This window comes from Nonomuraea sp. NPDC001684, from assembly GCF_053596515.1.
Map to the genome: position 1 here is coordinate 1 of NZ_JBSFGJ010000103.1, position 25162 is coordinate 25162.

General features: G+C 72.4%; 26 protein-coding genes. 11 read left to right on the top strand and 15 right to left on the bottom strand.

The features are described from left to right. Positions 1-531: NAD(+)/NADH kinase (locus tag ACWCSD_RS20275; RefSeq protein WP_449916822.1), on the bottom strand; the 531-nt coding region annotated here is incomplete at its 3' end. A 78-nt stretch (positions 532-609) separates the two neighbouring features. Between ACWCSD_RS20275 and ACWCSD_RS20280 the strand changes: the two genes are divergently transcribed. Continuing rightward, entirely contained in the window at positions 610-1461 is an 852-nt protein-coding gene (locus ACWCSD_RS20280; RefSeq protein ID WP_358293310.1) for a DUF72 domain-containing protein, read from the top strand. Positions 1462-1486: 25 nt separating this feature from the next. On the opposite strand, the gene ACWCSD_RS20285 is transcribed toward ACWCSD_RS20280, so the two are convergent. After that, positions 1487-2743 (bottom strand): cytochrome P450, encoded by a 1257-nt coding sequence (locus tag ACWCSD_RS20285; protein WP_397164152.1) that lies wholly within the window; start codon positions 2741-2743, stop codon positions 1487-1489. Between the two features lie 196 nt (positions 2744-2939). Here ACWCSD_RS20285 and ACWCSD_RS20290 point away from each other — a divergent pair, with 196 nt between their 5' ends. Then, a complete protein-coding gene (locus ACWCSD_RS20290; protein ID WP_449916827.1) occupies positions 2940-4082 on the top strand; it encodes a carboxylate-amine ligase in 1143 nt (380 codons plus the stop codon). A gap of 64 nt (positions 4083-4146) precedes the next feature. On the opposite strand, the gene ACWCSD_RS20295 is transcribed toward ACWCSD_RS20290, so the two are convergent. Both ACWCSD_RS20295 and ACWCSD_RS20300 read right to left on the bottom strand, forming a co-directional pair. Next, a complete protein-coding gene (locus tag ACWCSD_RS20295; RefSeq protein WP_449916830.1) occupies positions 4147-5682 on the bottom strand; it encodes an NAD(P)-binding domain-containing protein in 1536 nt (511 codons plus the stop codon). Further along, positions 5682-6254 (bottom strand): carboxymuconolactone decarboxylase family protein, encoded by a 573-nt coding sequence (locus tag ACWCSD_RS20300; protein ID WP_387669993.1) that lies wholly within the window; start codon positions 6252-6254, stop codon positions 5682-5684. Before ACWCSD_RS20300 ends, ACWCSD_RS20295 begins: the two co-directional genes overlap by 1 nt. 139 nt (positions 6255-6393) lie before the next feature. On the opposite strand from ACWCSD_RS20300, the gene ACWCSD_RS20305 reads away from it, so the two are divergent. Beyond that, positions 6394-6786 (top strand): nuclear transport factor 2 family protein, encoded by a 393-nt coding sequence (locus tag ACWCSD_RS20305; protein ID WP_352330337.1) that lies wholly within the window; start codon positions 6394-6396, stop codon positions 6784-6786. Positions 6787-6809: 23 nt separating this feature from the next. On the opposite strand, the gene ACWCSD_RS20310 is transcribed toward ACWCSD_RS20305, so the two are convergent. Beyond that, complete coding sequence (locus ACWCSD_RS20310; RefSeq protein WP_358293316.1) at positions 6810-7325, bottom strand: carboxymuconolactone decarboxylase family protein; 516 nt, start codon at positions 7323-7325, stop codon at positions 6810-6812. 320 nt (positions 7326-7645) lie between these two features. Here ACWCSD_RS20310 and ACWCSD_RS20315 point away from each other — a divergent pair, with 320 nt between their 5' ends. Then, positions 7646-8353, top strand: coding sequence for an NADPH-dependent F420 reductase (locus ACWCSD_RS20315; RefSeq protein WP_397164148.1), 708 nt, complete (start codon positions 7646-7648; stop codon positions 8351-8353). 114 nt (positions 8354-8467) lie between these two features. Here ACWCSD_RS20315 and ACWCSD_RS20320 read toward each other — a convergent pair whose 3' ends face one another. From ACWCSD_RS20320 to ACWCSD_RS20330, 3 genes are all read right to left on the bottom strand, one after another. Beyond that, the gene (locus tag ACWCSD_RS20320; RefSeq protein WP_449916835.1) at positions 8468-10657 is read right to left on the bottom strand and encodes a SpoIIE family protein phosphatase; all 2190 of its coding nucleotides are present in this window, start codon (positions 10655-10657) and stop codon (positions 8468-8470) included. A gap of 77 nt (positions 10658-10734) precedes the next feature. Further along, positions 10735-11634 carry an SDR family NAD(P)-dependent oxidoreductase gene (locus tag ACWCSD_RS20325; protein ID WP_449916838.1) on the bottom strand — a complete coding sequence of 300 codons (900 nt, stop codon included), beginning with the start codon at positions 11632-11634 and terminating at the stop codon, positions 10735-10737. 156 nt (positions 11635-11790) lie between these two features. Further along, positions 11791-12237 (bottom strand): ATP-binding protein, encoded by a 447-nt coding sequence (locus ACWCSD_RS20330; RefSeq protein WP_358293322.1) that lies wholly within the window; start codon positions 12235-12237, stop codon positions 11791-11793. A gap of 342 nt (positions 12238-12579) precedes the next feature. Between ACWCSD_RS20330 and ACWCSD_RS20335 the strand changes: the two genes are divergently transcribed. Then, a complete protein-coding gene (locus ACWCSD_RS20335; RefSeq protein WP_397164141.1) occupies positions 12580-12960 on the top strand; it encodes an STAS domain-containing protein in 381 nt (126 codons plus the stop codon). 515 nt (positions 12961-13475) lie between these two features. On the opposite strand, the gene ACWCSD_RS20340 is transcribed toward ACWCSD_RS20335, so the two are convergent. Then, on the bottom strand, positions 13476-13838 hold the full coding sequence (locus ACWCSD_RS20340; protein ID WP_449916841.1) for an STAS domain-containing protein: 363 nt from the start codon (positions 13836-13838) through the stop codon (positions 13476-13478). A 292-nt stretch (positions 13839-14130) separates the two neighbouring features. Between ACWCSD_RS20340 and ACWCSD_RS20345 the strand changes: the two genes are divergently transcribed. Both ACWCSD_RS20345 and ACWCSD_RS20350 read left to right on the top strand, forming a co-directional pair. After that, the gene (locus ACWCSD_RS20345) at positions 14131-14739 is read left to right on the top strand and encodes a TetR/AcrR family transcriptional regulator (RefSeq protein WP_449916844.1); all 609 of its coding nucleotides are present in this window, start codon (positions 14131-14133) and stop codon (positions 14737-14739) included. Between the two features lie 449 nt (positions 14740-15188). Next, positions 15189-15551: a DUF1622 domain-containing protein gene (locus ACWCSD_RS20350; RefSeq protein WP_358293330.1), complete on the top strand. Its 363-nt coding sequence runs from the start codon at positions 15189-15191 to the stop codon at positions 15549-15551. 184 nt (positions 15552-15735) lie between these two features. Here the strand turns inward: ACWCSD_RS20350 and ACWCSD_RS20355 are convergent, their stop codons facing one another. Together ACWCSD_RS20355 and ACWCSD_RS20360 are read right to left on the bottom strand one after the other, a co-directional pair. After that, positions 15736-16491, bottom strand: coding sequence for a fascin domain-containing protein (locus tag ACWCSD_RS20355; RefSeq protein WP_397164135.1), 756 nt, complete (start codon positions 16489-16491; stop codon positions 15736-15738). Between the two features lie 146 nt (positions 16492-16637). Further along, positions 16638-17390, bottom strand: a complete 753-nt coding sequence (locus ACWCSD_RS20360; protein ID WP_449916846.1) for a peptidylprolyl isomerase — start codon at positions 17388-17390, stop codon at positions 16638-16640. 343 nt (positions 17391-17733) lie between these two features. Between ACWCSD_RS20360 and ACWCSD_RS20365 the strand changes: the two genes are divergently transcribed. Next, positions 17734-18300, top strand: coding sequence for a histidine phosphatase family protein (locus ACWCSD_RS20365; protein WP_397164132.1), 567 nt, complete (start codon positions 17734-17736; stop codon positions 18298-18300). 159 nt (positions 18301-18459) lie between these two features. On the opposite strand, the gene ACWCSD_RS20370 is transcribed toward ACWCSD_RS20365, so the two are convergent. Further along, complete coding sequence (locus tag ACWCSD_RS20370) at positions 18460-19929, bottom strand: alpha/beta fold hydrolase (protein WP_449916849.1); 1470 nt, start codon at positions 19927-19929, stop codon at positions 18460-18462. Positions 19930-20314: 385 nt separating this feature from the next. Here ACWCSD_RS20370 and ACWCSD_RS20375 point away from each other — a divergent pair, with 385 nt between their 5' ends. The 3 genes from ACWCSD_RS20375 (at position 20315) to ACWCSD_RS20385 (ending at position 22080) form a co-directional block, all read left to right on the top strand. Next, entirely contained in the window at positions 20315-20842 is a 528-nt protein-coding gene (locus ACWCSD_RS20375; RefSeq protein WP_397164129.1) for a P-loop NTPase family protein, read from the top strand. A 165-nt stretch (positions 20843-21007) separates the two neighbouring features. Further along, complete coding sequence (locus ACWCSD_RS20380; protein WP_397164128.1) at positions 21008-21613, top strand: hypothetical protein; 606 nt, start codon at positions 21008-21010, stop codon at positions 21611-21613. 146 nt (positions 21614-21759) lie between these two features. Continuing rightward, positions 21760-22080, top strand: coding sequence for a GYD domain-containing protein (locus ACWCSD_RS20385; RefSeq protein WP_449916852.1), 321 nt, complete (start codon positions 21760-21762; stop codon positions 22078-22080). Between the two features lie 156 nt (positions 22081-22236). Here the strand turns inward: ACWCSD_RS20385 and ACWCSD_RS20390 are convergent, their stop codons facing one another. The 3 genes from ACWCSD_RS20390 to ACWCSD_RS20400 all read right to left on the bottom strand — a co-directional run. Beyond that, positions 22237-22578, bottom strand: a complete 342-nt coding sequence (locus ACWCSD_RS20390) for a MazG-like family protein (protein WP_449916855.1) — start codon at positions 22576-22578, stop codon at positions 22237-22239. 231 nt (positions 22579-22809) lie between these two features. Continuing rightward, positions 22810-24240, bottom strand: a complete 1431-nt coding sequence (locus tag ACWCSD_RS20395; protein ID WP_449916857.1) for a dihydrolipoamide acetyltransferase family protein — start codon at positions 24238-24240, stop codon at positions 22810-22812. After that, positions 24237-25162 (bottom strand): alpha-ketoacid dehydrogenase subunit beta (locus tag ACWCSD_RS20400; RefSeq protein WP_449916860.1); only part of this gene is annotated, 926 nt, incomplete at its 5' end. The genes ACWCSD_RS20400 and ACWCSD_RS20395, both read right to left, overlap by 4 nt.

The following is a 25162-nucleotide window of genomic DNA, read 5'->3' on the forward strand; positions in this document are numbered from 1 at the left end:
GGTGGAGGTGGCCACGATCAGGGCGTCCGCGGACAGGCTCACGAACGGGCTGCCCGACGGGGTGACCGACACCCCGGCCAGCCCCTCGCCGGGGATGCGGACCAGCGCGATGTCGTTGAACGCGGTCACCGCGACCCCCGCGACCACGCTCCTGATCGCCATCCGCGGCTCGATCGTGTACTCGTGGCGGTCGATGGCCGACAGCGTGCCGGCCAGCTCGTCCACGTCGATCTCGGCCAGGAAGCCGAGCTTGCCCAGGTTCACCCCCAGGATGGGCGTGGGCCGGCCGGCCAGCAGCCGCATGGTCCGCAACATTGTGCCGTCGCCGCCGAGCCCCACCAGCAGGTCGGCCCGCTCGACCAGGGCGACCGCGTCGACCGGCACCGCGCTGCAGTCGATGCGCCCGACCTCCTCGGGCAGCCCGAGGACGGTGGCCCCCTTGTCCGCGGCCCAGCGCAGGATCGTGTCGATCGCCTTCTTGGAGTCGCGCTGGGGATGCAGCACCAGCCCGACCGTCCCGACCATGCCCATACGACCAGCCTAAACGGTCGCGTACCCGGACATCCGCGGCGGCCCCGGGCACCCGGCGGCTCCGCTAACGTCGGAGGCATGCGGCTTCATGTGGGATGCGCGATGTGGACGCACACACCGTGGAACGGACGTTTCCTGCCCCATCCGCTCCCGCCGGGCGAGCGCCTGCGCGCCTACGCCACCTGGTGCGACGCGGTCGAGGGCAACACCACGTTCTACGCCACCCCCGCCCGCGCCACGGTGGAGTCGTGGGCCCGGCAGCTCGACCCCGACTTCCGCTTCGTGGTCAAGCTGCCCAAGGCCATCACCCACCACCACCGGCTGACCGGCGCCGAGCAGGAGCTGCACGCCTTCCTCGACGCCATCGAGCCGCTCGGGCCGCGCGCGCACGCCCTGTGGGTGCAGTTACCGCCCGGTTTCGGCCCCGCCGACCTCGGCACGCTGGCGGCCTTCCTGCACCGCCTGCCCCGCTCCCACCGCTACGCCGTGGAGGTCCGCCACCGCGCCTTCTTCGACGACGCCCGCCAGGCCGGGCAGCTCGAACGGGTGCTGGCCGCCGCCGGCGCCGAATGGGTGCCGTTCGACACGGTGACGCTGTTCCGCACCCCGCCGACCAGCGACGCCGAACGCGACGCGTGGACGAAGAAGCCGCGCGTGCCGCGCCGCACCCGCGCGCTCACCGGCCATCCGATCGTCCGCTACCTGGGCCGCGACTCCGTCGAGGCCACGGTCGAGGGCTGGCGGGAGTGGGTGGACACGGTCGCCGGATGGCTGCGCGAGGGCCGCTCCCCCACCGTGTTCGTCCACACGCCCGACAACGCCGACGCGCCGATGCTCGCCCGCCGCTTCCACGACGAGGTGCGCGCCCGGGTGCCGGAGCTGCGCCCGCTGCCCGAGCCGATGCCCGCCGAGCCCCCCACGCTGTTCTGACCGCCCGGCGGCTGCGCGGGCGGCCTCACGCGCGCAGCGTGTAGCGGATCGGCAGGTGCTTGATCCCGCCCACGAACGTGGTGGCCACCCAGGCGGGCTCGCCGTCGAACTCCACGCTCTCCAGCCGGGGCAGCAGCTCGGCGAACAGCGCCCGGATCTCCATCCGGGCCAGCGCGGCCCCGAGGCAGAAGTGCACGCCGGAGCCGAAGGCCAGGTGCCGGTTGGGGTCACGGCCGGCGTCGAAGCGGAACGGCTCGGCGAACACCTCCTCGTCCCGGTTGGCCGACGGGTACGACAGCAGCACCGACTCCCCCCGCCTGACCGGCGTGCCGCGTACGGCGGTGTCGGCGGCGGCGGTGCGCATGAACTCCTTCACCGGGCTGACCCACCGGATCATCTCCTCGGCCGCCAGCGGCAGCAGCCCGGGGTCCCGGCGCAGCCGCCGCAGCTCGCCGGGGTGCCGGATGAGCGCCTCCAGGCCCCCGGCGATGGTGGAGCTGGTGGTGTCGTGCCCGGCGGTGGCGATGATGACGTAGTAGGAGGCGGCCTCCAGGTCGCTCAGCGGGCGGCCGTCCACGCGGGCGTTGGCGATCTCCGAGGCGAGGTCGCCGGTGGGCCTGGCCCGGCGCGCGGCGGTCAGCTCGCGGAAGTAGTCCAGCAGGTCGGCCAGCACGGCGGTGTGGTCCTGGGCGGTGCCGCCGCGCCGGTTGTCGCTGTCGTCCTGGCCGAACAGCTCCTGGGTGAGCCGCAGCATGCGCGGGAAGTCCGACTCGGGCAGGCCCAGCAGCGACAGGATGACGTAGAGCGGGTAGTGCACGGCGACCTGCCGGGCGAAGTCGCAGGAGCCGCCGTGGGCGGTCATCCGGTCGACGTAGCGCCGGGCCAGGTCGCGGACGCGTACCTCCAGGGCGCGCATGGCCCTGGGCCGGAACCAGTCGGCGGCGACGGCGCGCACGACGCGGTGCTCGGGGTCGTCCATGTGGACGAGCGTCTTCAGGCCGGTGCCGCGGGCCCGCTGCTCGGCCAGCCGGGCGTCGATCTCCGCGCTCCGCAGCACCGGGCGCGGCGCGCTCAGCCACAGGGCGTTGTTCCGCTCGATCTCCAGCAGGTCGGCGTGCCGGGTGACGGCCCAGAAGGGGTTGTAGCCCGGCACCTCCACGCGGTGCACCGGGGACTCGCGGCGCAGCAGCGCCAGGGCCTCGTGCAGCCGGGTCTCGTCGGCGTACGCGGCGGGCGTGGCGAACACGTGCCCGGCCTCCTCCACGGACATGGTCGCGGTCACGGGCGGGCCCTCCTGTGGATGCGGGGGTGATGCGGCCAGGAGAGCCATTCCCCCGGGGCGTGTGCGCCATTCGGCCCTGCGGCGGCCACCGGCAGGGCAAGATCGGATGGCAGCGTCCCCGCGGTGTCCCCGCGGCGTCCCCGCGCTGTCCCCGCGGTGTCCCCGCAGTCGAGTCGAGCAGTGGAGTGGAGCGCACATGACGGCTACCGCCGAGTCGTTACGGCAGTCCTCCGGCGGCGTGACCGCCCGCCTGATGGGCGTCGAGGAGGAGTACCTGGTCGTCGATCCGGCCACCCGCGCCGTGGCCCCCGGGGCGGCGGCCGTCGTCGGGCGCGCCGCGGCCGGGCTGGGCGACCGGGTCTGCACGGAGATCACGCAGTTCCAGGTGGAGGCCAAGACGGCGCCCTGCGCGAGCCGGTCCGAGCTGGAGGCGGAGCTGCGGCGGATGCGCGAGGTCGTGGCCGCCGCCGCGCGCGCCGAGGGGCTGGCCGTGGTCGCCTCCGGCACGCCGGTGATGGGCGACGTCGTCCCGCCGCCGATCACCGAGCACCCCCGGTACGGCGTCGGCATCGACAACTACCGAGCCCTGCACGACGAGCAGGCCATCTGCGCCGGTCACGTGCACGTCCACGTGCCCGACCGGGAGCAGGCCGTGCTGGTCTGCAACCACGTGCGCCCGTGGCTGCCGGTGCTGCTCGCGCTCATGGCCAACTCGCCCTTCTGGGCCGGCCGCGACACCGGTTACGCGGGCTGGCGGGTGCTGGCCTGGGGCAAGTGGCCGGTGGCCGGGCCGCCGCCGTACTTCGGGTCGCTGGAGCACTTCGAGCGCACGGTCGCGGCGCTGACCGACAGCGGCGCGCTGGTCGACCCCGGGACGCTGTTCTGGGACGTGCGCCCGTCGGCCCGGCTGCCCACGGTGGAGGTGCGGGTGGCCGACGTGCCCGCCTCCACGCGCGAGTCGGTGTTCCTGGCGCTGGTGGTGCGGGCGCTGGTCACGACGTCGCTGCACCGGGTGCGGGACGGCGATCCGGGCCCCGAGGTGCCCGCCGAGCTGCTGCGCGTGGCCTACTGGCGGGCCGCCAGGGACGGGCTGGGCGGGTCCGGCGTCGATCCGTTCACGGGGGCGGCGCGGCCGGTCGCCGAGCTGGTGACGCGGCTGCTGGAGCACGTCGGGCCCGCGCTGGCCGCGGCCGGCGACCTGGAGGCGGCCGAGGAGGGGTGGCGGCTGCTGCGCGAGCACGGCGGCGGCGCCGAGCGCCAGCGGGCCGCGCACGCCCGGCGCGGGGCGCTCGCCGACGTGGTCGACGATCTCGTGGCCCGCTTCTCCGCCTACGACTGAAGCCGGCCGGGTCCTCCGACGACTGGAGCCGGCCGGGCCTCCTGCGGCTGAAGCCGGTCGGCTCCTACGGCTGGAGCCGGTCGGCCAGGAACGCGCGCAGCGGCTCGACGTGGCGTACGGGGTCGCGCCAGCGGGCCTGGAGGTCCTCCAGGAGGTGCTGCTCGGCGACCGGCTCGCCGTGCCGCCAGGCCCGGACGACGGGATGCAGGAAGGCGCACTCGTCGGCCCGCTCGGGCGTGGGGTGGCGCTGGATGGCGAACACGTCGGCCCGGTCGCGCGGCCCCCAGCGCAGGGTCAGCGTGAGGCACAGCCCGGCGGCGGCGAAGCGCTCGCGGGCGTAGTCCTCCGGCAGGTCCTCGTAGTGCCGCACGACGCCGTCCGGGCCGAGCACGTACGCGTCGGACAGGTACTCGAACTGGGTCCACAGCGCCGAGCTGTGGTTGACCCGGTCGAGCATCGACCCGGTGAGCACGTCGGCGTCGGCGGGCAGCTCGCGCACGGGCAGCGGCCGGCCCTCGTAGCGTTCGAGCAGCAGGGCGGTCAGGGAGCGCAGGTTGTAGCGGAAGCCGTCGATGAACGCCGAGGAGGCCCGTTTGAAGTCGCGGGCCTGCATGAGGGTGCCGGCGAAGTACAGGCCGTCGACGTCGGCCGACTGGAAGTCGGGGCGGATCGCCGGCATCCGGCCGCCGGGGGTCAGCGCGGGCCGGCAGGAGTCGCCGAACAGGCCGGTGTCCATGGTGAAGCCGGTGCAGCGCAGGACGGCGTCGTAGTCGAGCAGCGCCTGCTCGCCGTCGGCCAGCGTGTAGGTGATCGCGGCCCTGATCCCGCCGCCCTCGCGCCAGAGGCGGTCGACGGTGCACTCCAGGACGCCGTGCAGGGTCTTGAACCAGTAGCTGTCCAGGAAGGCGCCGTACTGGCCGCGGACGTGGCCGGGGTGCTTGCTCGTCCAGGCCAGGCGGACGGGGCTGGGGCTGGCCAGGTGGATGACCGCGGCGTACGGGAGCAGCGCCTGGGCGGTCTCGAACGCCGAGTTGCCCTTGCCGATGACCAGGACGCGCTGGTCGGCGAAGTCCTCGCCGTTGACGGGGACGTCCTCGTAGCCGGTGGCCAGCTCGATGCCCGGGATGTCGGGAATGTGCGGGCCGCCCCAGCCGGTGGCGACGATCAGGCAGTCGGCACGGAGGACCTGGTCACCGGTCTGGACGACGAAGCCCGCGCCGTCCTTCTCGACGCGCTCGACGGCCGTCGAGTACCGCACCCGCAGCCCGTGGACGCGCTGGAAGTCGGCCAGGTAGCGGACCAGGTCGTCGGCGTGCGGGAAGTACTCGCGCGAGTAGTTCGGGAACATCAGGTCGGGCTCGTCGTTGAGCAGGGAGTTCCAGTCCCAGCGGAGCTGGATCTCGCGCTCCTTCTCGCCGGTGTGCACCTTGTTCAGCGAGATGAGCCGGCGGTGGCGCGGGTAGCTGCGGAAGAAGCCGCCGGGCGCGTCCTCGCGTTCCAGGGTGACGTAGTCGGCCCCGGCGCGCTGCAGGAAGTAGCTGAGCTGCAGCCCGCCGGGTCCGGCGCCGATGATCACGAACCGGTGGTGTTCCGCGTCCATCAGTCCTGCTGTCCCGCCGCCGGTGGGACGGTCGTGTAGCCGTGCGTCAGGATGCGCTGCGCGGCCAGGTCGTACCCGGCGGGGTCGTCGGGGGCGAAGGTGCCCAGGCCGTCGACGTACCGGTTGAACATGCAGAACGCGGCCGCGATCAGCACGGTGTGGTGCAGTTCCTTGTCGGTGGCCCCCTCCGCCCTGGCCGCGGCCACCAGCTTGTCGGTGACGTCCCTGCCGCTCCGCTGCACGGCGGCGGCGATGGCGAGCAGGGCGCGGAGCTTGGGCGTGACGGGCGCCGTGGCGGGGTCGGCGCGGACCTGGTCGACCAGCGTCATCCCCTCCGGGAGCTGGGCGGCGGCGAAGGCGGCGTGCGAGGCCGTGCAGAACCGGCACTCGTTGAGCCCTGACACGTAGGCCGCGATCAGCTCCCGCTCGCCGCGGCTAAGTGTGCTGTCGCCACGCAGGAGGACCTCGGCCAGCGCGTTCATCGGGGCGGCCGTCTCTGGGCTGAACTGGAAAAGTCCGCGGATTCCGGGTTCATCGGAATCGAGGGCAATATGGGGCACGCAAGCTCCCATCGATGCGGTTTTCTCCTAGTCTGCACACTCTGGCAAATTGCGCAAGATCTCGTTAATTGTGCCTCCTTCTTGTCTCCTGCAACTGACGCGCGTAATGTCACGGACGCCACCTAAACCCCGTTTGTGACTGGCGGTCGTCATGGATGAGCATCCCCACATCACCGTTGCCGGCAACACCTACGACGCCATTGCCAAGGGCGACCTGGAGGACCTTCGCCGGCTGCTCGCCGACGACGTGATCTTCCACGTCCCCGGCCGCGGACCGATGGCCCGCGACTACTCCGGCAAGGAAGCCGTGCTCGGCTACCTGGCCGAGCTGCTGAAGTCCACCACCGGCACGCTGCGTCTGGAGCCGGAGTCCTACCTCGTCGGCGGCGACCAGGTCGCCGCCGTCCTGCGCATCCGCGGTGAGCGCGACGGCCGCTCGCTCGACGACCGCGGCATGCAGTTGTTCCGGATCACCGACGGGAAGATCAGCGAGCGCTGGAGCTTCCCGCTCGACCCCTATTCGGTGGACGAGTTCTTCGGCTGATCAGGCCCGCTGGACGGGGCCGCTCAGCCGGCCTCGTCCAGCGCCTCGTCGTTCCACACCTTCACGTATCCGCTGGTCAGACGGGCCCTGTCGGCATAGTGACCGGGGTCGTCGGTGGCCAGCGTGGCCAGGCCGTCCACGTACCGGTTGTACATGCAGAAGGCCGCCGCGATCAGCACCGTGTCGTGGATCTCCAGGTCCGTGGCGCCCTCGGCCCTGGCCGCGCGCACGTGCTCGTCGGTGACCTCCCGTCCGCCGCGCTGCACCGCCCCGGCGATGCCGAGCAGGGCCTTGAGCTTGCCGGAGAGAGGGGCCGCCGCCGGGTCGGCGCAGGTCTCGTCGACCAGCGTCATGCCGTCCGGCACGCGGACGGCCGCGAAGGCCGCGTGGGTGTGGAAGCAGAACCGGCACCGGTTGAGCGACGACACGTACGCCGCGATCAGCTCGCGCTCGCCCCGGGTCAGCGGACTGTCCCCGCACAGCAGCACCTCGGAGAGCAGGGTCAGCGGTTCGGCCGCCTCGGGACGGTAACGGAACAACCCCCGAATCCCCGGCTCGTCGGACACCAGCTGGATATGCGGACGCGTCCCGCCCGCGTGATTAACGAATTCACGCCGCCCAGCGTCGTGCGAGACGGAACGTAATGCTGAATTTCCCATTCGGTCCTCCAACGTCCGTTTGCCTGCCTATGGGTTCCAGTGTGCGGGTTCGTCGCGCGCAGATTCCGCCGCGGAACGACCAGGAAGTTGCGTGCCGGTGACCACTTGATGCCAGCGGCGCCGCTGGAACCATCCGCCCGGAATCGGGTTCGGGTGCCGTCCGACGCGCCGACACGGCCTCCGACCAGCAATAACGCATTGTGACGATATCCTGGCGAGCAGTAGCTGAGGCGCACAACCGGGGGCGGAGCATGAAGATCGGCATCATCGGCGCGGGGAACATCGGCGGTACGCTCACCCGGCGCCTGACCGAGCTGGGGCACGAGGTGGCGGTGGCCAACTCCCGGGGCCCCCAGACGCTCACCGGCCTGGCCACCGAGACCGGCGCGACCCCGGTGACCGTCGAGGAGGCGCCCCAGGGAGCCGACCTGGTCGTGGTCACGATCCCCCAGGGCAAGGTGCCCGAGCTGCCCGACGACCTGTTCGACGACGTCACCGGCGGCCTGACCGTCGTGGACACCGGCAACTACTACCCCCAGCGCGACGGCCGGATCGACGAGATCGAGGCCGGGATGCCGGAGAGCCGGTGGGTCGAGCAGCAGCTCGGCCATCCGGTGGTGAAGGCGTTCAACAACATCTTCGCCGACCACCTCGCCCACGGCGGCCGCCCCTCCGGCACCCCCGGACGCATCGCCCTGCCCGTGGCCGCCGACGACGAGCGCGGCAAGAAGATCGTGATGGGCCTGGTGGACGCGCTCGGCTTCGACCCCGTGGACGCCGGCGGCCTCGACGAGTCGTGGCGGCAGCAGCCCGGCAGCCCCGTCTACACCACCGACAAGGACGCCGAGGGCGTCAGGGAGGCCCTGGCCCAGGCCCGCCAGGAACGTACACCGGAGTGGCGCGCCTGACCCGACCAGGACGCCTACCCCCGCCCGGGACGCCTGCCCCCCGCCCGGGACGCCTGCCCCCCGCCCGGCGCTGCCCAGGCCCGGTCGGCGCTGCCCAGGCTCGGCCGGTGCTGCTCAGGCTGGGCCGGTGCGCAGGAGCAGCATGGCGATGTCGTCGGCGCGGTGCTCGACGGCCGCCGCGGCCGCGATCATGTCCTCGGCCACGTCGGTGAGCGGCTGGTCCGGCGCGGGTGCGAACCCGGCGGCCAGGTCGCCGATGGCCTCGCCGAGGTCGTGCCCTGGGACCTCGATGAGCCCGTCGGTGTAGAGGGCCAGCACCGAGCCGGGCGGCAGGGCGAGCTGGGTGGTGGCGTACTCGGTGCCGGGTTCGATGCCGAGCAGCAGCCCGGGGGCGGACTCCACCACCTGGGCGGGCTCGCCGGGCCGGCGCAGCAGCGCCGGCAGGTGGCCCGCGCTGGCCACGCACGCCATACTCCGCCCCAGGTCGACGCTGATGTACAGGCAGCTCGTGAACCGGTCCGGGGCCAGCTCGTTGAGCAGGCGGTTGGTGTGCGCGAGCACCTCGCCGGGGTTGGCGCCCGCGCTCGCGTGGGCGTGGATGGCCGTACGCACCTGGCCCATCAGCGCGGCGGCGGTGACGTCGTGCCCCTGGACGTCGCCGATGACCGCGGCGGCCACCTTCTCCTCCAGCCGGATCAGGTCGTAGAAGTCGCCGCCGATGTCCATGCCGGGCGTGGCGGGCAGGTAGCGGGCGACCACCTCCAGCCCCGGGACGCCGGGCAGGGTGCGCGGCAGCAGGCTCGACTGCAGCGACTGCGCGAACTGGTGCTTGACGTCGTAGAGGCGGGCGCGCTCGAACGCCTGGGCGATGAGCCCGCTCAGGGCCGTCAGGCTGGCCCGCTCGTCGGTGGTGAAGCGGTGAGGACGGTCGTAGGCCAGGATGCACATGCCGGCCGTCCGCCCGCCGGCCGTCAGCGGCAGGAACGCCCACGCCGACATGTCGTCCGACCTGATCGCCTCCGGGTACGTCGCGCGCAGCTCGGCCCAGGTGCCGAAGAAGGCCGGTGCGCCGGCGGCCAGCGGGTGGCCGGGCGACAGGTGCAGCAGGGGCTGGCCGTCGTACTCCTCGATCGCCTTCTCGCTGTACCCGCGCGAGGCGGCCACCTGCATGCGCCCGCCCTTGGAGGTGAGGATGGCCAGGGCCTGCACGTGGTAGGCGGGCATCACGTGGTCGGCGACCAGGTTGATCACCTCCTGGGCGGTGACGGCCCGCGCCAGGGTGGTGGCCAGGTGCAGCATCTCGTGCAGCGCGACCAGACGCGGCGGCCGGTCTGCGGCGACGAGCTGGTCGGGCATGACCGGACGCGGGTCGCGGGCCATCGTGCTCGGCGTGACCCGCATGGTGACGCCGGCCAGGCCCGGATAGAGGTGGAAGGCCAGCCACTGGCCGCCCGGGTTGCGGGTGGTGAAGTAGGTGACCTCCTGGCTGACCACGGCGGCGCGGTAGCGGTCCTCGTAGGCGGGCTCGCCCAGCCAGGGCAGGGCGTCCCAGGGGCGCTTGCCGGTCAGCTCGCCCGCCTCGGCCTGCAGGAGCTCCTCGGCGGGGGCGGTGACCAGGGTGAGCCGCCCCTCGACGTCGAGCATGCAGTAGCCCTCGGGCAGCCGGTTGAGGCAGGTCAGCAGGTCCTCGCCGCCGGGCGGCTCCCTGGTCAGCACGCGCGGCTGGTGCCCCGGCGGCACCGGCCGGTTCCCCCTCGGGACGATCTCCGCCAGGTCGGCGCACGTGGCGGTCAGGACGTCGAGCTGGTGCCGGGTGGGACGGCCGGCCGGGGCGGGCGGCCAGAGCAGCATCATGGCCCCGCGCACCTCGCCCTCGCGGTCGACCAGGGGCGCGACGGCCAGCGCGAACCCGTACGGGAAGGCGAGCGCCACGAGCGGGAACTCGCGGGCCATGGCCTCCCGGTCGGGCACCCACACCAGCCGTCGCTGCCGCACCGCCATCGCGACCGGCGACTGGTCGGTGGACCTGATCAGGACCCACGAGCGCGAGAAGGGCTCGGGGAGCCCCGACTCGGCGTCCATCATCAGCACGCGCCCGTCTTCGGCCAGCACGAAGAGCACGCACACGTGCGCCTGCGTGCTGGTGGCCGCGCCGAGCAGCAGCCTGTCAACGTGCGCATCGCCCGCCGAGCCACCGTCGTGCGCCTGCGCGCCGTCGTGCGCCTGCGCGCCGTAGTGGGCCGGGCCGCCGTTGCCGGCCGGCGGGCCGGGAGGTGGTGGCGGGTTGTGGGGGACATCTCCCATGAAATCAGGCTATGCAAGCTCCCCGTACGGGAATATGCACGGTCCGTAATGGATGGGCAAAGTGTTCCAAGGCTCCGTCAGGCGAGCGGCCCGAGGTACGTGCCACCGGAGACGTCGATGGTCTGCCCGGTCACCCACCGGCCCGCCGGACCGGCCAGGAAGCCGACCACGTCGGCGACGTCCTCGGGCTCCCCGAGCCGGCCGAGCGCGGTGATGGACTCCAGCGCGGCCACCACCTCGGGGATCGAGGTGTAGCCCGCGGTCATGTCTGTCCGTACGGCGCCGGGCGCGACCGTGTTCACGGTGATGCCACGCCGTCCCAGCTCGTTGGCGAGCGTCGGGGCCATCGCCTCCAGCGCCGCCTTGCTGATCGTGTAGCCGATCTGCGTGGTGACGGCGAACCGGCTGGCCGTCGAGCCCATGTTGATGATGCGGCCGCCGTCGTTCAGCAGCGGCAGCGCACGCTGGATCACGAAGAACGGAGTGGTGACGTTGACCGTCATCACCCGCTCGAACTCCGCCGGGGTCAGGTGCGCGATCGGGACGGTCGAGGCGATGCCGGCGTTGTTGACCAGGATGTCCAGGCCACGCCCGGCCAACCCGTCGGCCAGCCCCTCGAACAACCGCTCCACCGCCCCCTCGACGCCCCTGCCCTCTTGCGCACCCTCCGCACCGATGACGTCCGCTCCACCATGTACGCCTTCCGCGCCCTCCGCGCCTCCCGCGCCTCCCGCGCCTCCCGCGTCCTCCGCGTCCTTGACGCTCTGCTGGGGCTTCGCGCCGAAGCGGGCCTGCACGGCGAACGCCCGGCCGCCGCGCTCCTCGATCAGGGCGACGGTCTGCTTGGCCGCCTCGTCGTCGCCGCCGTAATGGACGGCCACCAGCGCGCCCTCGGCGGCCAGCCGCAGCGACACCGCCCGGCCGATGCCCCGGGAACCGCCCGTCACCAGCGCCGTCTTGCCGGTCAGCATGCCCATTGTCCGCTCCCCACGTGTGTGGCCTGTGCTCCGCGGTCGCGGAGACAGGTCAACAGTGGCGGGGCCGGCTCACCGCGTCCTCACCGGCGGCTCACCGCTCATCAGGACGGCTCACCACCCGTCCGACAGCAGAGACGGACGGGCGGATCACCGTGGCTAGCTGGCCGCGGGTGAGGAGTCGCCGCCCTGCCAGGGACGCAGGCGGGTGGCGAGGGGCAGACGCATACGCAGCCGCAGCCTGCTGCCCCCTTGCGGATGGTCGATGCCGACCTCGTCGCACAGACGATGGATCAGCCACAGGCCGAGGCGCCGCGCCGAGGGCGAGGGACGCGTGAGCCGGGCGTCGGCCAGATGCTCGGCCCGCAGGCGTCCGGCCGTGTCGCAGACATCGACCGTGAGGACGGCGGCGTCGGTGTAGGCCGTCACCGTGCCGCGACCGCCACCGTGCTCCAGGACGTTCGCGGCGGCCTCGTTGACGGCGAGCACCAGGTGGTCGAGCCGCGCGCCGGACAGCCCCGCGTGGGTGGCGTAGACGCGCACCAGATCGCGGGTGAGCGCGAGATTGTTGGTGATGGTGCACCGCAGGTGGAAGGGTGCTTGCATGGCTTGCCCCTACCGTGTACGGGGGTTACGGCGGCGTAAAGCGCTCGATCGAGGGCAGAGAGTAAGGCGACCGAGTAAACGAGCCGAGCCGGGCGCGCCACGGGCGCACCTGTCCGGTTCACCGGCGGCCGAAGCCGTGGTGACCTGGACGATGCCTGGCGGAAAGGGTTGATCGCCCGACATCTGCTTCTCCCTCTGCCCGATGTGCCGACGCTGTATGGACGCGCGGCGCGCCGGGCCCTCTTGTTTTCGGCGATCTGTCAGGGGCGCCCGCACCTTCCCTCGATAGGGAACGTGGCGCGGCTCGGCTCTGCCCTAGACGACCGCATTGGTGTGATTTCAATGACCGACCAGACCGGCGACCCTGCCGATGTGCTGCCCATGGTGCACCCCTTCGGCCTGCGCGTACGCGGCGAGATCGACCACCATGGACGGCCCGCACTGGCCCGAGCGCTGGCGTGGGCGTTACGCATCGGCGAGACCGACGTCCATCTGGACCTGTCCGAGCTTACCTTCATCGACGCCGGCGGGCTGCGGCTGATCATCAGCACGGCCACCGACCTGCCGCCGCCGCGCAGGCTGGTGCTCCAGAACGCCTCGCCGACGGTGCGCGAGCTGCTGGAACTGCTCGGCTGGCGGCTGGGGCCGGAGGATCAGCTGTACCAGGTGATCAACGCGTCACATCCCCCTGGCCCGGACCCGGCCCCCTCCCCACCGTCCTGACCTGACACCCAGGCCGCTTCGGGGCCCCTGCCCGTCACCGCCCGCCCGGGCCCCGCAGGCCCCCGCCCCGCCCGGCCTCGCCCCCCCAGGGGCCCGGGCCCGACTCCACTACCGGCCCCTTCCAACCCCCCTGCCGGCCCCTCCCGGCCATGCTGCCGATCCCTCCTGACCCCGCTGTCGGCCTCTCCCGACCGCGCTGCCGATCCCTCCCGACCGCGCTGCCGGCCCCTCCCGGCCATGCTGCTGGTCCTTCCTGATCCCGCTGCCGGCCGCTCTCGACCCGCTGCCGGTCCCTCCCGATCCCGCTGTCGGCCCGGCGCGCCGTGCTGTGCCCCTTCACCGGCACATCCGGCCTGGGCGTCCGCCGCGATTCCCGCCGCCCCGAAGGGCCGTCGTCGGGCTCCTGGCCTGAAGCCCTCGCCGCGCCCCTGTCCCGGCTGACCCGTACTGGGACCGGACCCGCGCATGTCGTTGCCGAGCGGCCGTGGCCGCCGCCCCCACCGTCCCTCGGCGGGTCAGGACGGCCAGCCGCGCGGTTTGGCCCAGCTCGCGGTCTCGGCCGGACCGTCGTCCGAAGGGAACAGGCGCGACAGACGGGTGATGTCCAGCAGGCGGGCCAGCGGCCCGTGCACCCCGACCAGCCGGACGCTGCCGCCGCGCCGCTCGGCCTGCCGCTGGCCGACGATGAGGGCCCAGAGGCCGCACGAGTCGCAGAAGGCCAGGTCGGTGACATCGATCACGACCTTCGGACGCTCCGCCTCCAGGAGTTCCGCGAGCGTACGGGCCAGCGGCATGCGGGTCACGCGGTCGAGGTCGCCGTCGAGATGCACCACATGGCAGCCCGGCAGACGTTGGACGTTGATCGCTAACTCTGTCATGAGGGGATCCAGAGCTCAGCGCCACCGCTGTCCGCAACCGGCACATCGGCGGCGACATCGAACATCGCCCGTCCCTACCCCTCAGCGGCAGCCTTGCTCCTCCACGCGTACCCAGGTAAGCACGATGTGGCTCAGCCGCCACAGCTTGGGTGGCCGCCTTTCAGCCTGCCGCCTCACGTCGTGCGCCTCCCGACATCTTCGCCACGTCCTCACCCAACCCGCCCGCGCCGCGCCGACTCATTCGGTACGTGGAACCGCCCGTCCGGGCCGTCTTGGACATATAGTAAGTTGGGTGACTGACTCAACGAGGACACGGGCCCGGGGGGCCGACAAGCGGCGCAGGCTGATGGCCGCCGCCGCCCGCGTCCTGCACGAGCAGGGCGTCGAGCGGACGACCATCGCCGACATCGCCGAGGCCGCCGGCGTGCCCGTGGGAAACGTGTACTACTACTTCAAGACCAAGGACGAACTGGTCCTGGCCGCACTGTCCGAGCACGCCGGGCACCTGGCCGAGCTCACCGCCGAACTCGACCGGCTCCCCGACCCGCGCGCCCGCCTCAAGGCCATGGTGGACGCCTGGGTGAGCCAGCGGGACATCGCCGCCCGGTACGGCTGCCCCACCGGCACACTCGCCTCCGAGCTGGACAAACGTGCGGAGGGCGGCCTCGACGTCGAGGCGGGCCGGGTCATACGCCTGCTCCTCGACTGGTCGGAGCGCCAGTTCCGCGACCTCGGCCAGCCGGACGCCGACGATCTCGCGCTCACCTTCGTCGGGGCGTACCAGGGGATGTCGCTGCTGGCGAACGCCTTGCGCGACCCCGAGATCATGACCCGCCAGGGCACCCGCCTGACCCACTGGCTCGACTCCCTCCCCACGACCCCCCCTCACCCCACAAACTGACCTCCCCTCCTCCCACCACGAAGACCCCTGCCGTCCAGACCACCACCTGGACGGCCCAACTTCCTCCCTCAAGCCCCCTGCCGCCCCGGGAAGCTGCACCGCAATGCCCCGAACCGCACACAACCCTCCATCCCAGGTCCGCCCCTCTGCCCTCCGATCACGCATAAGCCCCCGCCCGAGGCCGCCCCTGTCCCTTACGGCCAAGCACGGCTTCCCGCCCCAACCCCGCCTCTCATCCCCTCCGCCCCACGTTCGCCCGCCATCCGACCGGGAAACGGTCTCCCGCTCCTCCATCTGGCCTCGTATGGCTCCCTGCCAAAGCCCGCGCCCTCCCCACGCGAGGCACCGTGCGGTGGCCCGGCAAAGAGGGGGGCTGGTGCGGCGTGTCGGGGCGGTACGCGGGGCGCGGGACGCTGATCCTTGCTGAAGGCGGGGCAAAGAGGGTGGTCATGGACTTCGCGCGGATCGTGGAGGCGATCGGCCAGGCTGTCGATCTCGCAGGCGTGGCGATCATCGTGCTGGGCGCGCTGACGGCCACCGTGTCCTTCGTGCTGCGGCTACGCGAAAGAGAGGCCCCGCACGGCGTCTACCGCGCCTACCGCCAGGGCCTCGGACGGGCGATCCTGCTCGGGCTGGAATTCCTGGTGGCCGGGGACATCATCCGTACGGTGGCGGTGGCTCCGACGTTCGTGAGCGTCGGCGTGCTCGCGCTCATCGTGCTCGTACGGACCTTCCTCAGCTTCTCGCTGGAGGTCGAGTTGGAGAACCGCCTGCCCTGGCAGCCACGGCGCAGCACCGACACCCCCGGCTGAACCCGCCCGACCCGCCCGAACGCGGCCACCCACCCGAACGCAGCGAATCCCACGAAGTGGACCACATCGCTCGAAATCGCACGCTGCGAAGGAAGCGCCCGATTCGGAGCGACGCAGCCATCCGCTTCAAGGCGTCCGGCCGCCCGAGGAGGCGAGGTCGCCTCGGGCGGCCGGACCGCCGGGGTCATCTGAAGATGCAGGGCCGCCCGTTGCGATCCACCCCGCTGGACTCATTGAGGTTCACCGCCGAACCGCGCGGCACGGTCGCCCCCGCCCCCGGGCTGCTGAACAACACGGTCCCGCGAACGTCGACGCAGTTGTTGTCGAACGTGACCCCGCCGACCGTGAGGCCCGCCCCGGTGATGGAGTTCCGCGCGCTGCCGTCGTCGAAGCCCTGCACGTTGGGCACGGTGGTGAGGTTGCACTGCACCCGGAACAGCTCCCACGACCGCACCTGGGTCGCGTCGCTGTGCACCACGTCGGTGGTGCGGTTGCCGCCGCCCACGGCGGTCAGGAAGTGGCCGTCGACCGTCTGGATCGCGAAGCCGTCGCCGCCCTGGCGGACCAGCGCGAACTTCTCCCACGCCTGCAGGAGCGTGGCGTTGGAGTGGATGACGTCGGTCTGCAGGCCGCCGCCGTTCACGGCGGTCAGGTAGTTGCCGGTCAGCGTCCTGATGCCGACGTGCACGCCGTCGCCGGCGTCCACGAGGGTGAAGCGTTCCCACGAGCGGGCCACGGTCGCGTCGCTGTGGATCACATCGGTCGTACGGCCCCCGCCGCCCACCGCGGTCAGGTAGTTCCCGGTGTTGACCGTCTGGAACGTACAGGTGGTCGGGGTGGCGAAGGGCAGCGCCGCCCACGCGGGCCCGCTCAACCCCACCATCCCCGCGGCGGCCAGCGCCAGCCCCGCCACCGTGCCGAACGCGCGTGTCAGGTTCATGCGTCTCTCCCTGCTCCCGGCTCCTCGGTCGGAGCCCTCGCCCTGAGGGCGTTCCAGACCGTGCCGCCCCCGTTCCACCGGCATGCGGGGCGGGAGCCCTTCCACCGGCATCGGGGACGGGGGCGGCGCTGGAGCGGGAGTGACGCCTACTTCCGGCAGACCTGGGCGTCCCGGATGTCGACCGGCAGGACGGGCTTGCCGTCCACGGGCGGCGTGGGCCCGTCGGGCTCCGGCTGGATACCGCCCGCGGCGATCCGGTCGAGCGCGTCGAGCCCGGCGGCGTCGACCGTGCCGAAGACCGTGTAGTTGGGCGCCAGGCCCGAGTCGCCGTAGACCAGGAAGAACTGGCTGCCGTTGGTGTCGGGCCCGGCGTTGGCCATGGCCAGCACGCCCCGCGCGTACGTCTTGCGCACTCCGGTCGGGTCGCCGGGCCACGGCGGCAGGTCGGTGGGCAGTTCGTCCTTGTACCGGTAGCCGGGCCCGCCCTCGCCGGTGAAGCTGGGGTCGCCGCACTGCAGCACCTTCAGCCGGTCGTACGCGGTGAGCCGGTGGCAGGAGGTGACGTCGTAGAAACGATGACGGATCAGGTGCACGAAGCTCTGCACGGTGCACGGCGCCTTGGCCGGGTCGAGGGTGAGCCCGATGTCGCCGTGGTTGGTCCTGAGCACCGCCGAGACCGGACGGGTGGGCGTGTGGCGCGGGTCCGGCGGCAGCGGAACCTTGCGCACGGCCGGGTCGTCGGGGGTCTCGGTGTACGCGCACGGCCCCTTGGTCGTCCGCGGCGGCCGCTCCAGGACCGTCGCGGAGGCCGGCATCGCGGCGGCCGCGACCAGCGCGCCCGTCGTGACTGCGGATAACGCGGCGCGGGCCGCGAGTCGTACCAACGCTCTGCCGGACATCGTGTCCTCCACTGCGTGATGATCGCCGGGCTTCCTGTGGTCTAGTCGATCTGACCCGCCCAGTCAATACCGTGGCCGCACGAGGTCGGCGCCCCCTTGTGCGACTTCCGCGGCAGCCTGAGTCCGCCCCTGGTCGGCGCGCTGGGGCCGGGCCGAGGTCGGCGTGACAGCTGCCCCTCACCACCACCCCTTCGCCCTTCGCCGTCCTCTGCTCGGCCGGGCGCGGCTACGCTTTGGCCTGCGGCCACATGATCTTTGGTTGTCAGCACACCGTTCGATGATCGCGGTGGCCGCACGCGCCTCTGCCCTTGCCCACCGGAACACCGTTGCAGGAGGACGCCAAGTGCGCTGGCTCGACGTGCGCCGACACAGCTTGACCAAGAAGGGCGCGGCACGTGGCCGTGGGTCACACCTGTCGGGTGACGGCATCGCCCTCGCCCGCTTCATCGGCTCCGGAGTCGGTCCCTACGAGCGCGTGGTCACCAGTTCGTCTCCTCGGGCCGTCGAGACCGCTGTCGCGATGGGTTTCGCCGTCGACGACACCATGGAGATGCCGTCGGGTTATGTGCCGGGAGAGATCGCTCGGCACGCGCAATGGGGCTGGACCGAGCCCTACCGGCGGCTCGCGGAGATCATCCGGGAGGGCCGGGAGGCGGCGACCGTGGCCGAGACTCACCGAGCGATCTGGGTGGACACGGTCCGCGACGTCGCGGAGGGCTGCTCGGCGCTCCTGGTCGGGCATGGAGGGGCGATCGAGCTGGCGTTGGCGGCGTGCTTTCCGGACGCTGCACACGACTCCTGGGGGACGCCGTTCGCGCACTGCGACGGTGCGCGCCTCGGCTTCGACGACGGTCGGTTCGTGAGCATCGAGTTCCACCGGGCGCCGCAGAACCCCGTCCGGACGAGTTGAAGATCGCCGGCTGCGGCTGGCGTACTGGCCCAGCAGGACTCGGTCCTTTCCTTCGCGCTCGGGGTTCTCGCGCTCGGGAGCCGAACTGCTCCGGCTGAAGCGTGGGGCGAGGAGGTTCCCGTTCGCCCGGATGGCTGCCTACCGGCGGGGTCGAGGTGGTCAGCATTGGGTGTTCGACGTCGGCAGGGTCAGGTCGGTGAAGTAGCGGTTCATCAGGTCGCGGGCGCAGGGGTTGAAGCCGTAGAGGGTGTGACCGGGGCCGTCGTGGCGGATGGTGACGCTGCCGGGGACGGCGGCCAAGGCACGTTCGACCGCGTCCGACTCGCCCCAGGCGCCTGCTCCCAGGACCGGAGGCACGCCCTTCGGGAGGGGAGCGGGCGGGTTGGTGACCGGGGCCGGCCAGCCGATGCAAGTGAGGGTCGCCGAGGCCAGCGTGTTGGCGGTGCCGGTGAGAGGGGCGATCTTGCGGAGGCGGGCGTCGGTGCTGGCCAGTTCCTTGAGGGTCGTGGGGCGCGGCCAGTCGAGGCATTCGGTGACGGGGGTGGTCTGGTCGGGGTAGCGGGCCCCACGGGCTGGGACGAAGTCGGAGGCGTCGCCCTGGCCGGCCGCCTTGCGGATCGCGCGTGCCAGGGCGGGCCAGGCGGGGGCTCCTTGGCGGGCCATGAAGAGGGCGAGGGACTGCAGGTCGCGGGCGTTGTAGGCCATGTTGGCCGTCGTGGTGGGGATGGGCTTGCGGCGGGCTCGTTCGGTCAGCTTGTGCCAGAGGCCGGGTATGTCTTGGCAGTCGTGGGTGGCGCACCAGGTGAAGAAGCGCCGCATGGACTGCTCGTTGGACTTCGCCATCTCCTCCAGTTCGCGCGACCAGTCGGTGGGGCTGTGGTTCCAGGTGCCGTCGAGGACCATCGTGCGGATCTGGTCGGGGAAGAGGCGGGCGTAGTCCTGGCCGTAGAAGCCCGCGTAGGAGGCGCCGTAGTAGTTGAGCTTCGCGCCGCCCAGGGCCTTTCTGATCGCCTCCATGTCTCTGGCCTGGTCGGCCGAGCTCATGTTGGCGAACAGTTGGGGGTCTTGGTGGCGGCATGCCTCGGCGAAGCCGCGGTTGGTGTCGGACAGGCGGCCGAAGCCGGCGTCGTCACGCGGGGCTTCCGGGATGGGGATGCGGGTCCAGACGCACGCCAGGCCGGTGCTCAGGCCGCCGAACTGCTCGCCGTAGCCACGGGTGTCCCAGGTGACGATGTCCATGCGCTCGCGCAGCCGGGCCCACCACTCGGGGACGGCTGCGGTGGTGGCGATGCCGGGGCCTCCCGGGCCGCCGTAGGCGACCAGGACCGATCCTTTGGAGGCGCCGGTCGCCTTCAGCCTGCCCAGCTTCAGTGTGATCTTGCGGTCGTCGGGCTTGCGCCAGTCGACCGGGACCTGGAGGTCGGCGCACTCCATGCCGATCTTGTCGTTGGGGCAGGGCTGCCAGGTCAGTGAGGTTCCGGCGGTCATGGCGGATGGGGTGACCGAGGAGGGACGGGCTGGGCTCTCGCTGCCGGGTCGGGTCTCGGCGCTCGGGGTGGCGGTGGCCATGGCGGGTTGGCCGGTGATCACCAGCAGGGCGGCCAGGGTCGTGGCGAGGGGTTTCGGCATGCGGTCATGATTGCGGCGCGGGGGTCGGGAGCGCGTCGGACCAGGGTCTGATCTTGGAGCGGGGAAGTCCTACCACGGGTTATCAGACCGTGGTCTGGCCGGTGCCACGCACCCGCTCTGTGGTCCAGCCGGTGCCACGCACGGCCCGTGGTCCAGCCGGTGCCATGCACGGCCCGTGGTCCAGCCAATGTCACGCAGGATCCGGAGCTCGTGTTACTGCTCGTGCAGGCTGTCTCGTCACCTCACCGTCGAGGAGTCTGTGCGGTCAGGACGCTCGGTGAGGGGCGGGTCGTCGCCCGGCAGGGGCGCGGGAAGGCGTCGTGCGCGTTCGAATGGCCTGGCAGCACGGCGGGCTCGGCGGGTACGGCTGCGCTAGCCTGCCGGGATGCGGCGGATTCTGGTGGCGGGCATCAGCGGGGCGGGCAAGTCGACGCTCGCGCGCGCACTGAGCAACCGGATCGGCGTGCCCTGTCACGAGATGGACGGCCTGTACTTCGCCGGGCCAGGTTGGGCCGTGGACGAGGCGTTCCCGGAGCGGGTCGCCGAGATCGCCGGGACCCCGGCGTGGATCTTCGACTCCTTCGGCTACCCGGAGGTGCGCGACCTGCTGTGGGAACGCGCCGACACCATCGTCTGGCTGGACTATCCGCGCCGGGTCGTCATGCCGCGGGTCCTGCGGCGCTCGCTGCGCAGGACGGTTCTGCGCGAACCCGTCTTCAACGGCAATCGGGAGACGGTCGCCGGATGGTTCCAGAGTGATCACCCGGCGTGGTGGGCCTGGTCGCAGCACGCGGCGCGACAGGCGGAGATCCGGCGGCGCACCCGTGATCCGCGTTTCGCTCCCCTGCGCGTGCTCCGCTTCACCGGCCCGTACTCGGCGGCGGTCTGGCTGCGGTCGGTCGGGCCCGCCTGACGGCGGACCGCCTCCCCTCACAGGCGTCCGTCACCTCAGGGCCGTCTGCTTCACCCACGCGGTCGGCGGGGTGAACGTGGGGTGGGCGGACCGGGATCGCAGGATTCTGGACGTTCGGGGTGTTCGACCTCAAGGTGGGCGGAGGCGGCGCGGGAGAGTCGGGTCATGGTTGAGATGTCGTCCGCGCAAGGCGGCTCGCAGGAGCGCTCCCCCACCGGCCGGGTGCTCATGGCCGTCGCACGTCGCTGGCCCACGGTGCTGGGCGTGGCTTTCATGGTCTTCAATGTCCTCGGGCTGGAGGACGGGCGGGACGCGGCCCTTGTGGTGTTCCTCGCCGCGCTCGTCTACCTCGCCACGGCGGTGACCGGCAGGCCGCAGGTGGCCTGGCCGTTGTTCGGGGCGTCCGTGGTGGCGGTGGCGGTGCTGCGGCTGCTCGGGCTGACGCCGTGGCCGGGGCTGGTCGGGGGTGCGGTGTGCGTCGCCCTCGTCGGCCTGGCGGGCGGCCTGGCGGACGGGCTGGTGAGGAAGCCGACGCTCGTCGCGGCGCAGGTTCCCGCGATGCTGGTCTTCGGGGCGGTGTCGGTGGCCGCGCTGTCCCTGTCGCCTGCGTTCGGAGGCTGCCTGGTCGCCGCGGCCCTGGTCGGGCATGCCGTTCTGGACGTGGTCCTCTGGCGCAGGAACAAGGTGGTGGCCCGGTCGATGGCCGAGTTCTGCGCCGCGCTCGACCTGACGCTCGGGGCGGTGATCGTGGTGCTGACGGTCTCGGCCTAGACGGCGGTGTCGGCCGGTTCGAGGGCCGCAGGGCAAACCCAGCACTACCGGTGGGATTACCTTCATCCGGAGCCGAGAATTCCGACCTCGTGACCCGCGACCGCCACCTCGCATCGGGGCGGCGGCACGAGAAGAGGAACTCGACCATGCCCAAATATCTGATCCAGTCCACGTACACCCCAGAGGGGCTCCGCGGGGTGCTGCGGGACGGTGGCACCGGACGCCGGCAAGCGGTGGATCGCCTGGTGGAAAGCCTGGGCGGGCGGGTCGAGCAGATGTACTTCGCGTTCGGCGAAACGGACACGTTCGTGGTCGTCGACCTGCCGAGCAACGCGGCGTCGGCGGCGTTGGGGATGGCGGTGTCGGCGTCCGGGGCGGTGCGGACGACAACGGTCGCCCTGCTGACGGCGGAGGAGGTCGACGAAGCCACCCGGATGGATGTGGCTTACCGGGCCCCTGGCGCGTGACACCCAGGCGGCAGATGCAGGCGCACGCGCAGGCCCATGCCTCGGCTCGCGGGATGTCGGCGAAGGCAGCCGTCGGACACGGCGGTGAGGCACTACGCAGGTGCGGACCGCGCGGCGAGGGCCAGAGTGGCGGCTTGTACGGCTCGCCGGGGAAGGTCAGGCGCGCTCAACCTCCAGCGCTGAGACGCGGTCGGCGATCTTCCGCAGCTTCGCCTCGAACACAGGCCGCGGGTCGTCGACGACGGAGGTGAGGGCGACCATTGCCGTCACGATCACGTCGCACAACTCGTCGGCGAGGTCCTGGCGGGTGTGGGAGGCGGGTTTGCGCGGGTTCTGGCCGAGTTCCCCGATGCGGGCCTCGACCGCCTCGCCGAACTCCTCGCCGATCTTCATGACGCGCAGCGTGAGTTCGTGAGGGTCCCGGCCGTTGTTACGGTCCAGCCACGCCACCAGCTCGCCGATCGTGGACCACGGGTCTGTCGAGGTGGGATCAGGCATCGGGCTCCTCCTCCATGCCGGCGTCTGGCGTCGAGGCCGGGCGTCCGCGTCACGGACGGCAGCGTTCGATGGACTCAGAGTGGTGCGCTCAGAGCGCCCAGCGCAATGATCGGTGGCGTGAGTTGAGCTTCTGCACCGTCGTGAGCGTGAGAGAGCTCGGTGTCCGGTGGGCCCGAGGGTTGCCGCCCTTGGGCCCACCGGGTGACGTACGCCCGCCTGGGGAGCGTGCTGCTAGACGTGGGCGAGCAGCACGGCGGGGTTCTCCACGCAGTCGGCGACGAAGCGCAGGAAGCCGCCCGCCGCGCCGCCGTCGCAGACGCGGTGGTCGAAGGTGAAGGACAGCTGGGTGATCTTGCGGGGCACCACTGCGCCGTCGTGCACCCAGGGGCGGTCGATCACGCGGCCCACCCCCAGGAGCGCCGCCTCCGGGTGGTTGATGATGGGGGTGGAGCCGTCCACGCCGAAGACGCCGTAGTTGTTGAGGGTGAACGTGCCGCCCGTCAGCGCGGACGGGGGCAGGCTGCCCGAGCGGGCCAGCGCGGTCAGGCGGGCCAGTTCGGCGGCCAGGCCGGCGGTGGTCATGAGGTGCGCGTCCCGGACCACCGGCACGACGAGGCCGCGTTCGGTCTGGGCGGCGAAGCCCAGGTTGATGTGGCCGTGGCGGACGATCTCGGCCCGGTCGGTGTCGACCGAGGAGTTCAGCTCGGGGAAGCGGAGCAGGCCGGCCACGCAGGCTCGGGCCAGGAGTGCCAGCAGGCCGATGCCCAGGTCCGGGCTGGTCCGCCGGAGGGTGTCGCGGATGGCGAGCAGGTCGGTGGCGTCCACGTCCACCCAGGTGGTGGCGTCGGGGATCTCGGTGCGGCTGCGGGTCAGCTTGTCGGCGACCGTACGGCGCAGGCCGCGCAGAGGGATGCGCTCCGCCACCAGGGCCACCGGAGACGCCGTCTGGTCGGCGGACGGGGCGTCAGGGGTCGCGCCGGAGTCGGCGCCCGGGTTGGCGCCCGGGTTGGCGCCCGGGTTGGCGATGGCGTGTTCGACGTCCCGGCGGAGGATGACGCCGTGCGGTCCGGTGGCAAGGACGGCGGCGAGGTCCACGCCGTGCTCGCGCGCCATCCGGCGCACCAGCGGCGAGATCACCCGAGGCGCACGCTCCGACCCGCCCGGGGACGGAGAAGCAACCGCCTCCAGCGCGGGTGCCGGTGCGGGGCCCGATCCCGAAGCAGGTGCGGGGGCCGGTGCGGGGCCCGATCCCTGAGCGGGTGCGGGGGCCGGGGTGGAGGGAGCCGGGTTGGTGGGGCGGGGGCGGCGGCGGCTCTTGTGGGGGGTGCCGGTGGTGCCGTAGCCGATCAGGACGTTACCCGAGCCCGCGCGTTCCTCCTCCCGGTACCGCGCCGCCGCCGGGTCCTCCTGCGAGTCCCCGACCTCGATGAGCGGCTCCCCCACCGCCACGACCGCGCCCGCCTCGGCGTGCAGGCGCAGGACGGTCCCGGCGTACGGCACGGGCACCTCCACCGCCGCCTTCGCGGTCTCCACCTCCACCACGATCTGGTCGATCTCCACCGTGTCCCCCACGGCCACCTTCCACTCGACGATCTCGGCCTCGGTCAGGCCCTCGCCGAGGTCCGGCAGCCGGAACACCTGCCGCGCGGCGGTCGCCGTCATGACGCCTCCCGGGCGAGGTGCAGCAGGTCGGGCTGGTCGTCGAACTGGAGCCGGTCCACGGCGTCGAGGACGCGGTCGACGTCCGGGAGGTGGGAGTGTTCGAGCATGGGCGGCGGGTACGGGATGTCGAACCCGGTGACGCGCAGCACCGGCGCGGCCAGCGAGTGGAAGCACCGCTCCTGCACGCGGGCGGCGATCTCCGCCCCCACCCCGGCGAACCCCTGGGCCTCCTGGATCACCACGCAGCGCCCCGTCCTGCGCACGGAGGCCACCACGGTCTCGTCGTCGAACGGGACGATCGTCCGCAGGTCGACCACCTCCAGCGAGAGCCCGTCCCGGGCGGCGGCCTCGGCGGCCTGGAGCGCCACGGGCACGCTGGGCCCGTAGGCGACGAGCGTCGCGTCGCGGCCCTCGCGGCGGACGGCGGCCCGGCCGAACCCGGCGGCGCGGCGGTCTTCGAGGGAGGTCTCCTCCTTGGACCAGTACAGCCGCTTGGGCTCCATGAAGATCACCGGGTCGGGGTCGGCGACGGCGTCGCGCAGCAGCCAGTAGGCGTCGTCGGCCGTCGCGGGCGTCACGACCTTGAGCCCCGGCGTGTGGGCGTAGTACGCCTCGCTGGAGTCGCAGTGGTGCTCGACGCCGCCGATGCCGCCCGCGTACGGGATCCGGATCACGATCGGCAGCGACAGCCGCCCGCGGGTGCGGTTGCGCAGCTTGGCCACGTGCGAGGCGATCTGCTCGAAGGCCGGGTAGGCGAAGGCGTCGAACTGCATCTCGATCACCGGGCGGAAGCCGCCCATGGCCAGGCCCACGGCCAGGCCCACGATGCCCGCCTCGGCCAGCGGCGTGTCGAAGTCGCGCCGCTCACCGTGCCCGCCATGAGCTGGTGGTCGGCCGCGCTCAACGCGGTGCCGCTGCAGCT

Excerpts from the sequence above, each read along its gene's own strand:
- ACWCSD_RS20375 (WP_397164129.1), top strand. The coding sequence starts at position 20,315 with ATGCGGCGGATTCTGGTGGCGGGCATCAGCGGGGCGGGCAAGTCGACG.
- ACWCSD_RS20320 (WP_449916835.1), bottom strand. The coding sequence starts at position 10,657 with ATGGGAGATGTCCCCCACAACCCGCCACCACCTCCCGGCCCGCCGGCC.
- ACWCSD_RS20330 (WP_358293322.1), bottom strand. The coding sequence starts at position 12,237 with ATGCAAGCACCCTTCCACCTGCGGTGCACCATCACCAACAATCTCGCG.
- ACWCSD_RS20295 (WP_449916830.1), bottom strand. The coding sequence starts at position 5,682 with ATGGACGCGGAACACCACCGGTTCGTGATCATCGGCGCCGGACCCGGC.
- ACWCSD_RS20300 (WP_387669993.1), bottom strand. The coding sequence starts at position 6,254 with ATGGGAGCTTGCGTGCCCCATATTGCCCTCGATTCCGATGAACCCGGA.
- ACWCSD_RS20395 (WP_449916857.1), bottom strand. The coding sequence starts at position 24,240 with ATGACGGCGACCGCCGCGCGGCAGGTGTTCCGGCTGCCGGACCTCGGC.
- ACWCSD_RS20340 (WP_449916841.1), bottom strand. The coding sequence starts at position 13,838 with ATGACAGAGTTAGCGATCAACGTCCAACGTCTGCCGGGCTGCCATGTG.
- ACWCSD_RS20325 (WP_449916838.1), bottom strand. The coding sequence starts at position 11,634 with ATGGGCATGCTGACCGGCAAGACGGCGCTGGTGACGGGCGGTTCCCGG.
- ACWCSD_RS20290 (WP_449916827.1), top strand. The coding sequence starts at position 2,940 with ATGACGGCTACCGCCGAGTCGTTACGGCAGTCCTCCGGCGGCGTGACC.
- ACWCSD_RS20390 (WP_449916855.1), bottom strand. The coding sequence starts at position 22,578 with ATGCCTGATCCCACCTCGACAGACCCGTGGTCCACGATCGGCGAGCTG.
- ACWCSD_RS20360 (WP_449916846.1), bottom strand. The coding sequence starts at position 17,390 with ATGTCCGGCAGAGCGTTGGTACGACTCGCGGCCCGCGCCGCGTTATCC.
- ACWCSD_RS20380 (WP_397164128.1), top strand. The coding sequence starts at position 21,008 with ATGGTTGAGATGTCGTCCGCGCAAGGCGGCTCGCAGGAGCGCTCCCCC.
- ACWCSD_RS20280 (WP_358293310.1), top strand. The coding sequence starts at position 610 with ATGCGGCTTCATGTGGGATGCGCGATGTGGACGCACACACCGTGGAAC.
- ACWCSD_RS20385 (WP_449916852.1), top strand. The coding sequence starts at position 21,760 with ATGCCCAAATATCTGATCCAGTCCACGTACACCCCAGAGGGGCTCCGC.
- ACWCSD_RS20355 (WP_397164135.1), bottom strand. The coding sequence starts at position 16,491 with ATGAACCTGACACGCGCGTTCGGCACGGTGGCGGGGCTGGCGCTGGCC.
- ACWCSD_RS20335 (WP_397164141.1), top strand. The coding sequence starts at position 12,580 with ATGACCGACCAGACCGGCGACCCTGCCGATGTGCTGCCCATGGTGCAC.
- ACWCSD_RS20305 (WP_352330337.1), top strand. The coding sequence starts at position 6,394 with ATGGATGAGCATCCCCACATCACCGTTGCCGGCAACACCTACGACGCC.
- ACWCSD_RS20350 (WP_358293330.1), top strand. The coding sequence starts at position 15,189 with ATGGACTTCGCGCGGATCGTGGAGGCGATCGGCCAGGCTGTCGATCTC.
- ACWCSD_RS20370 (WP_449916849.1), bottom strand. The coding sequence starts at position 19,929 with ATGCCGAAACCCCTCGCCACGACCCTGGCCGCCCTGCTGGTGATCACC.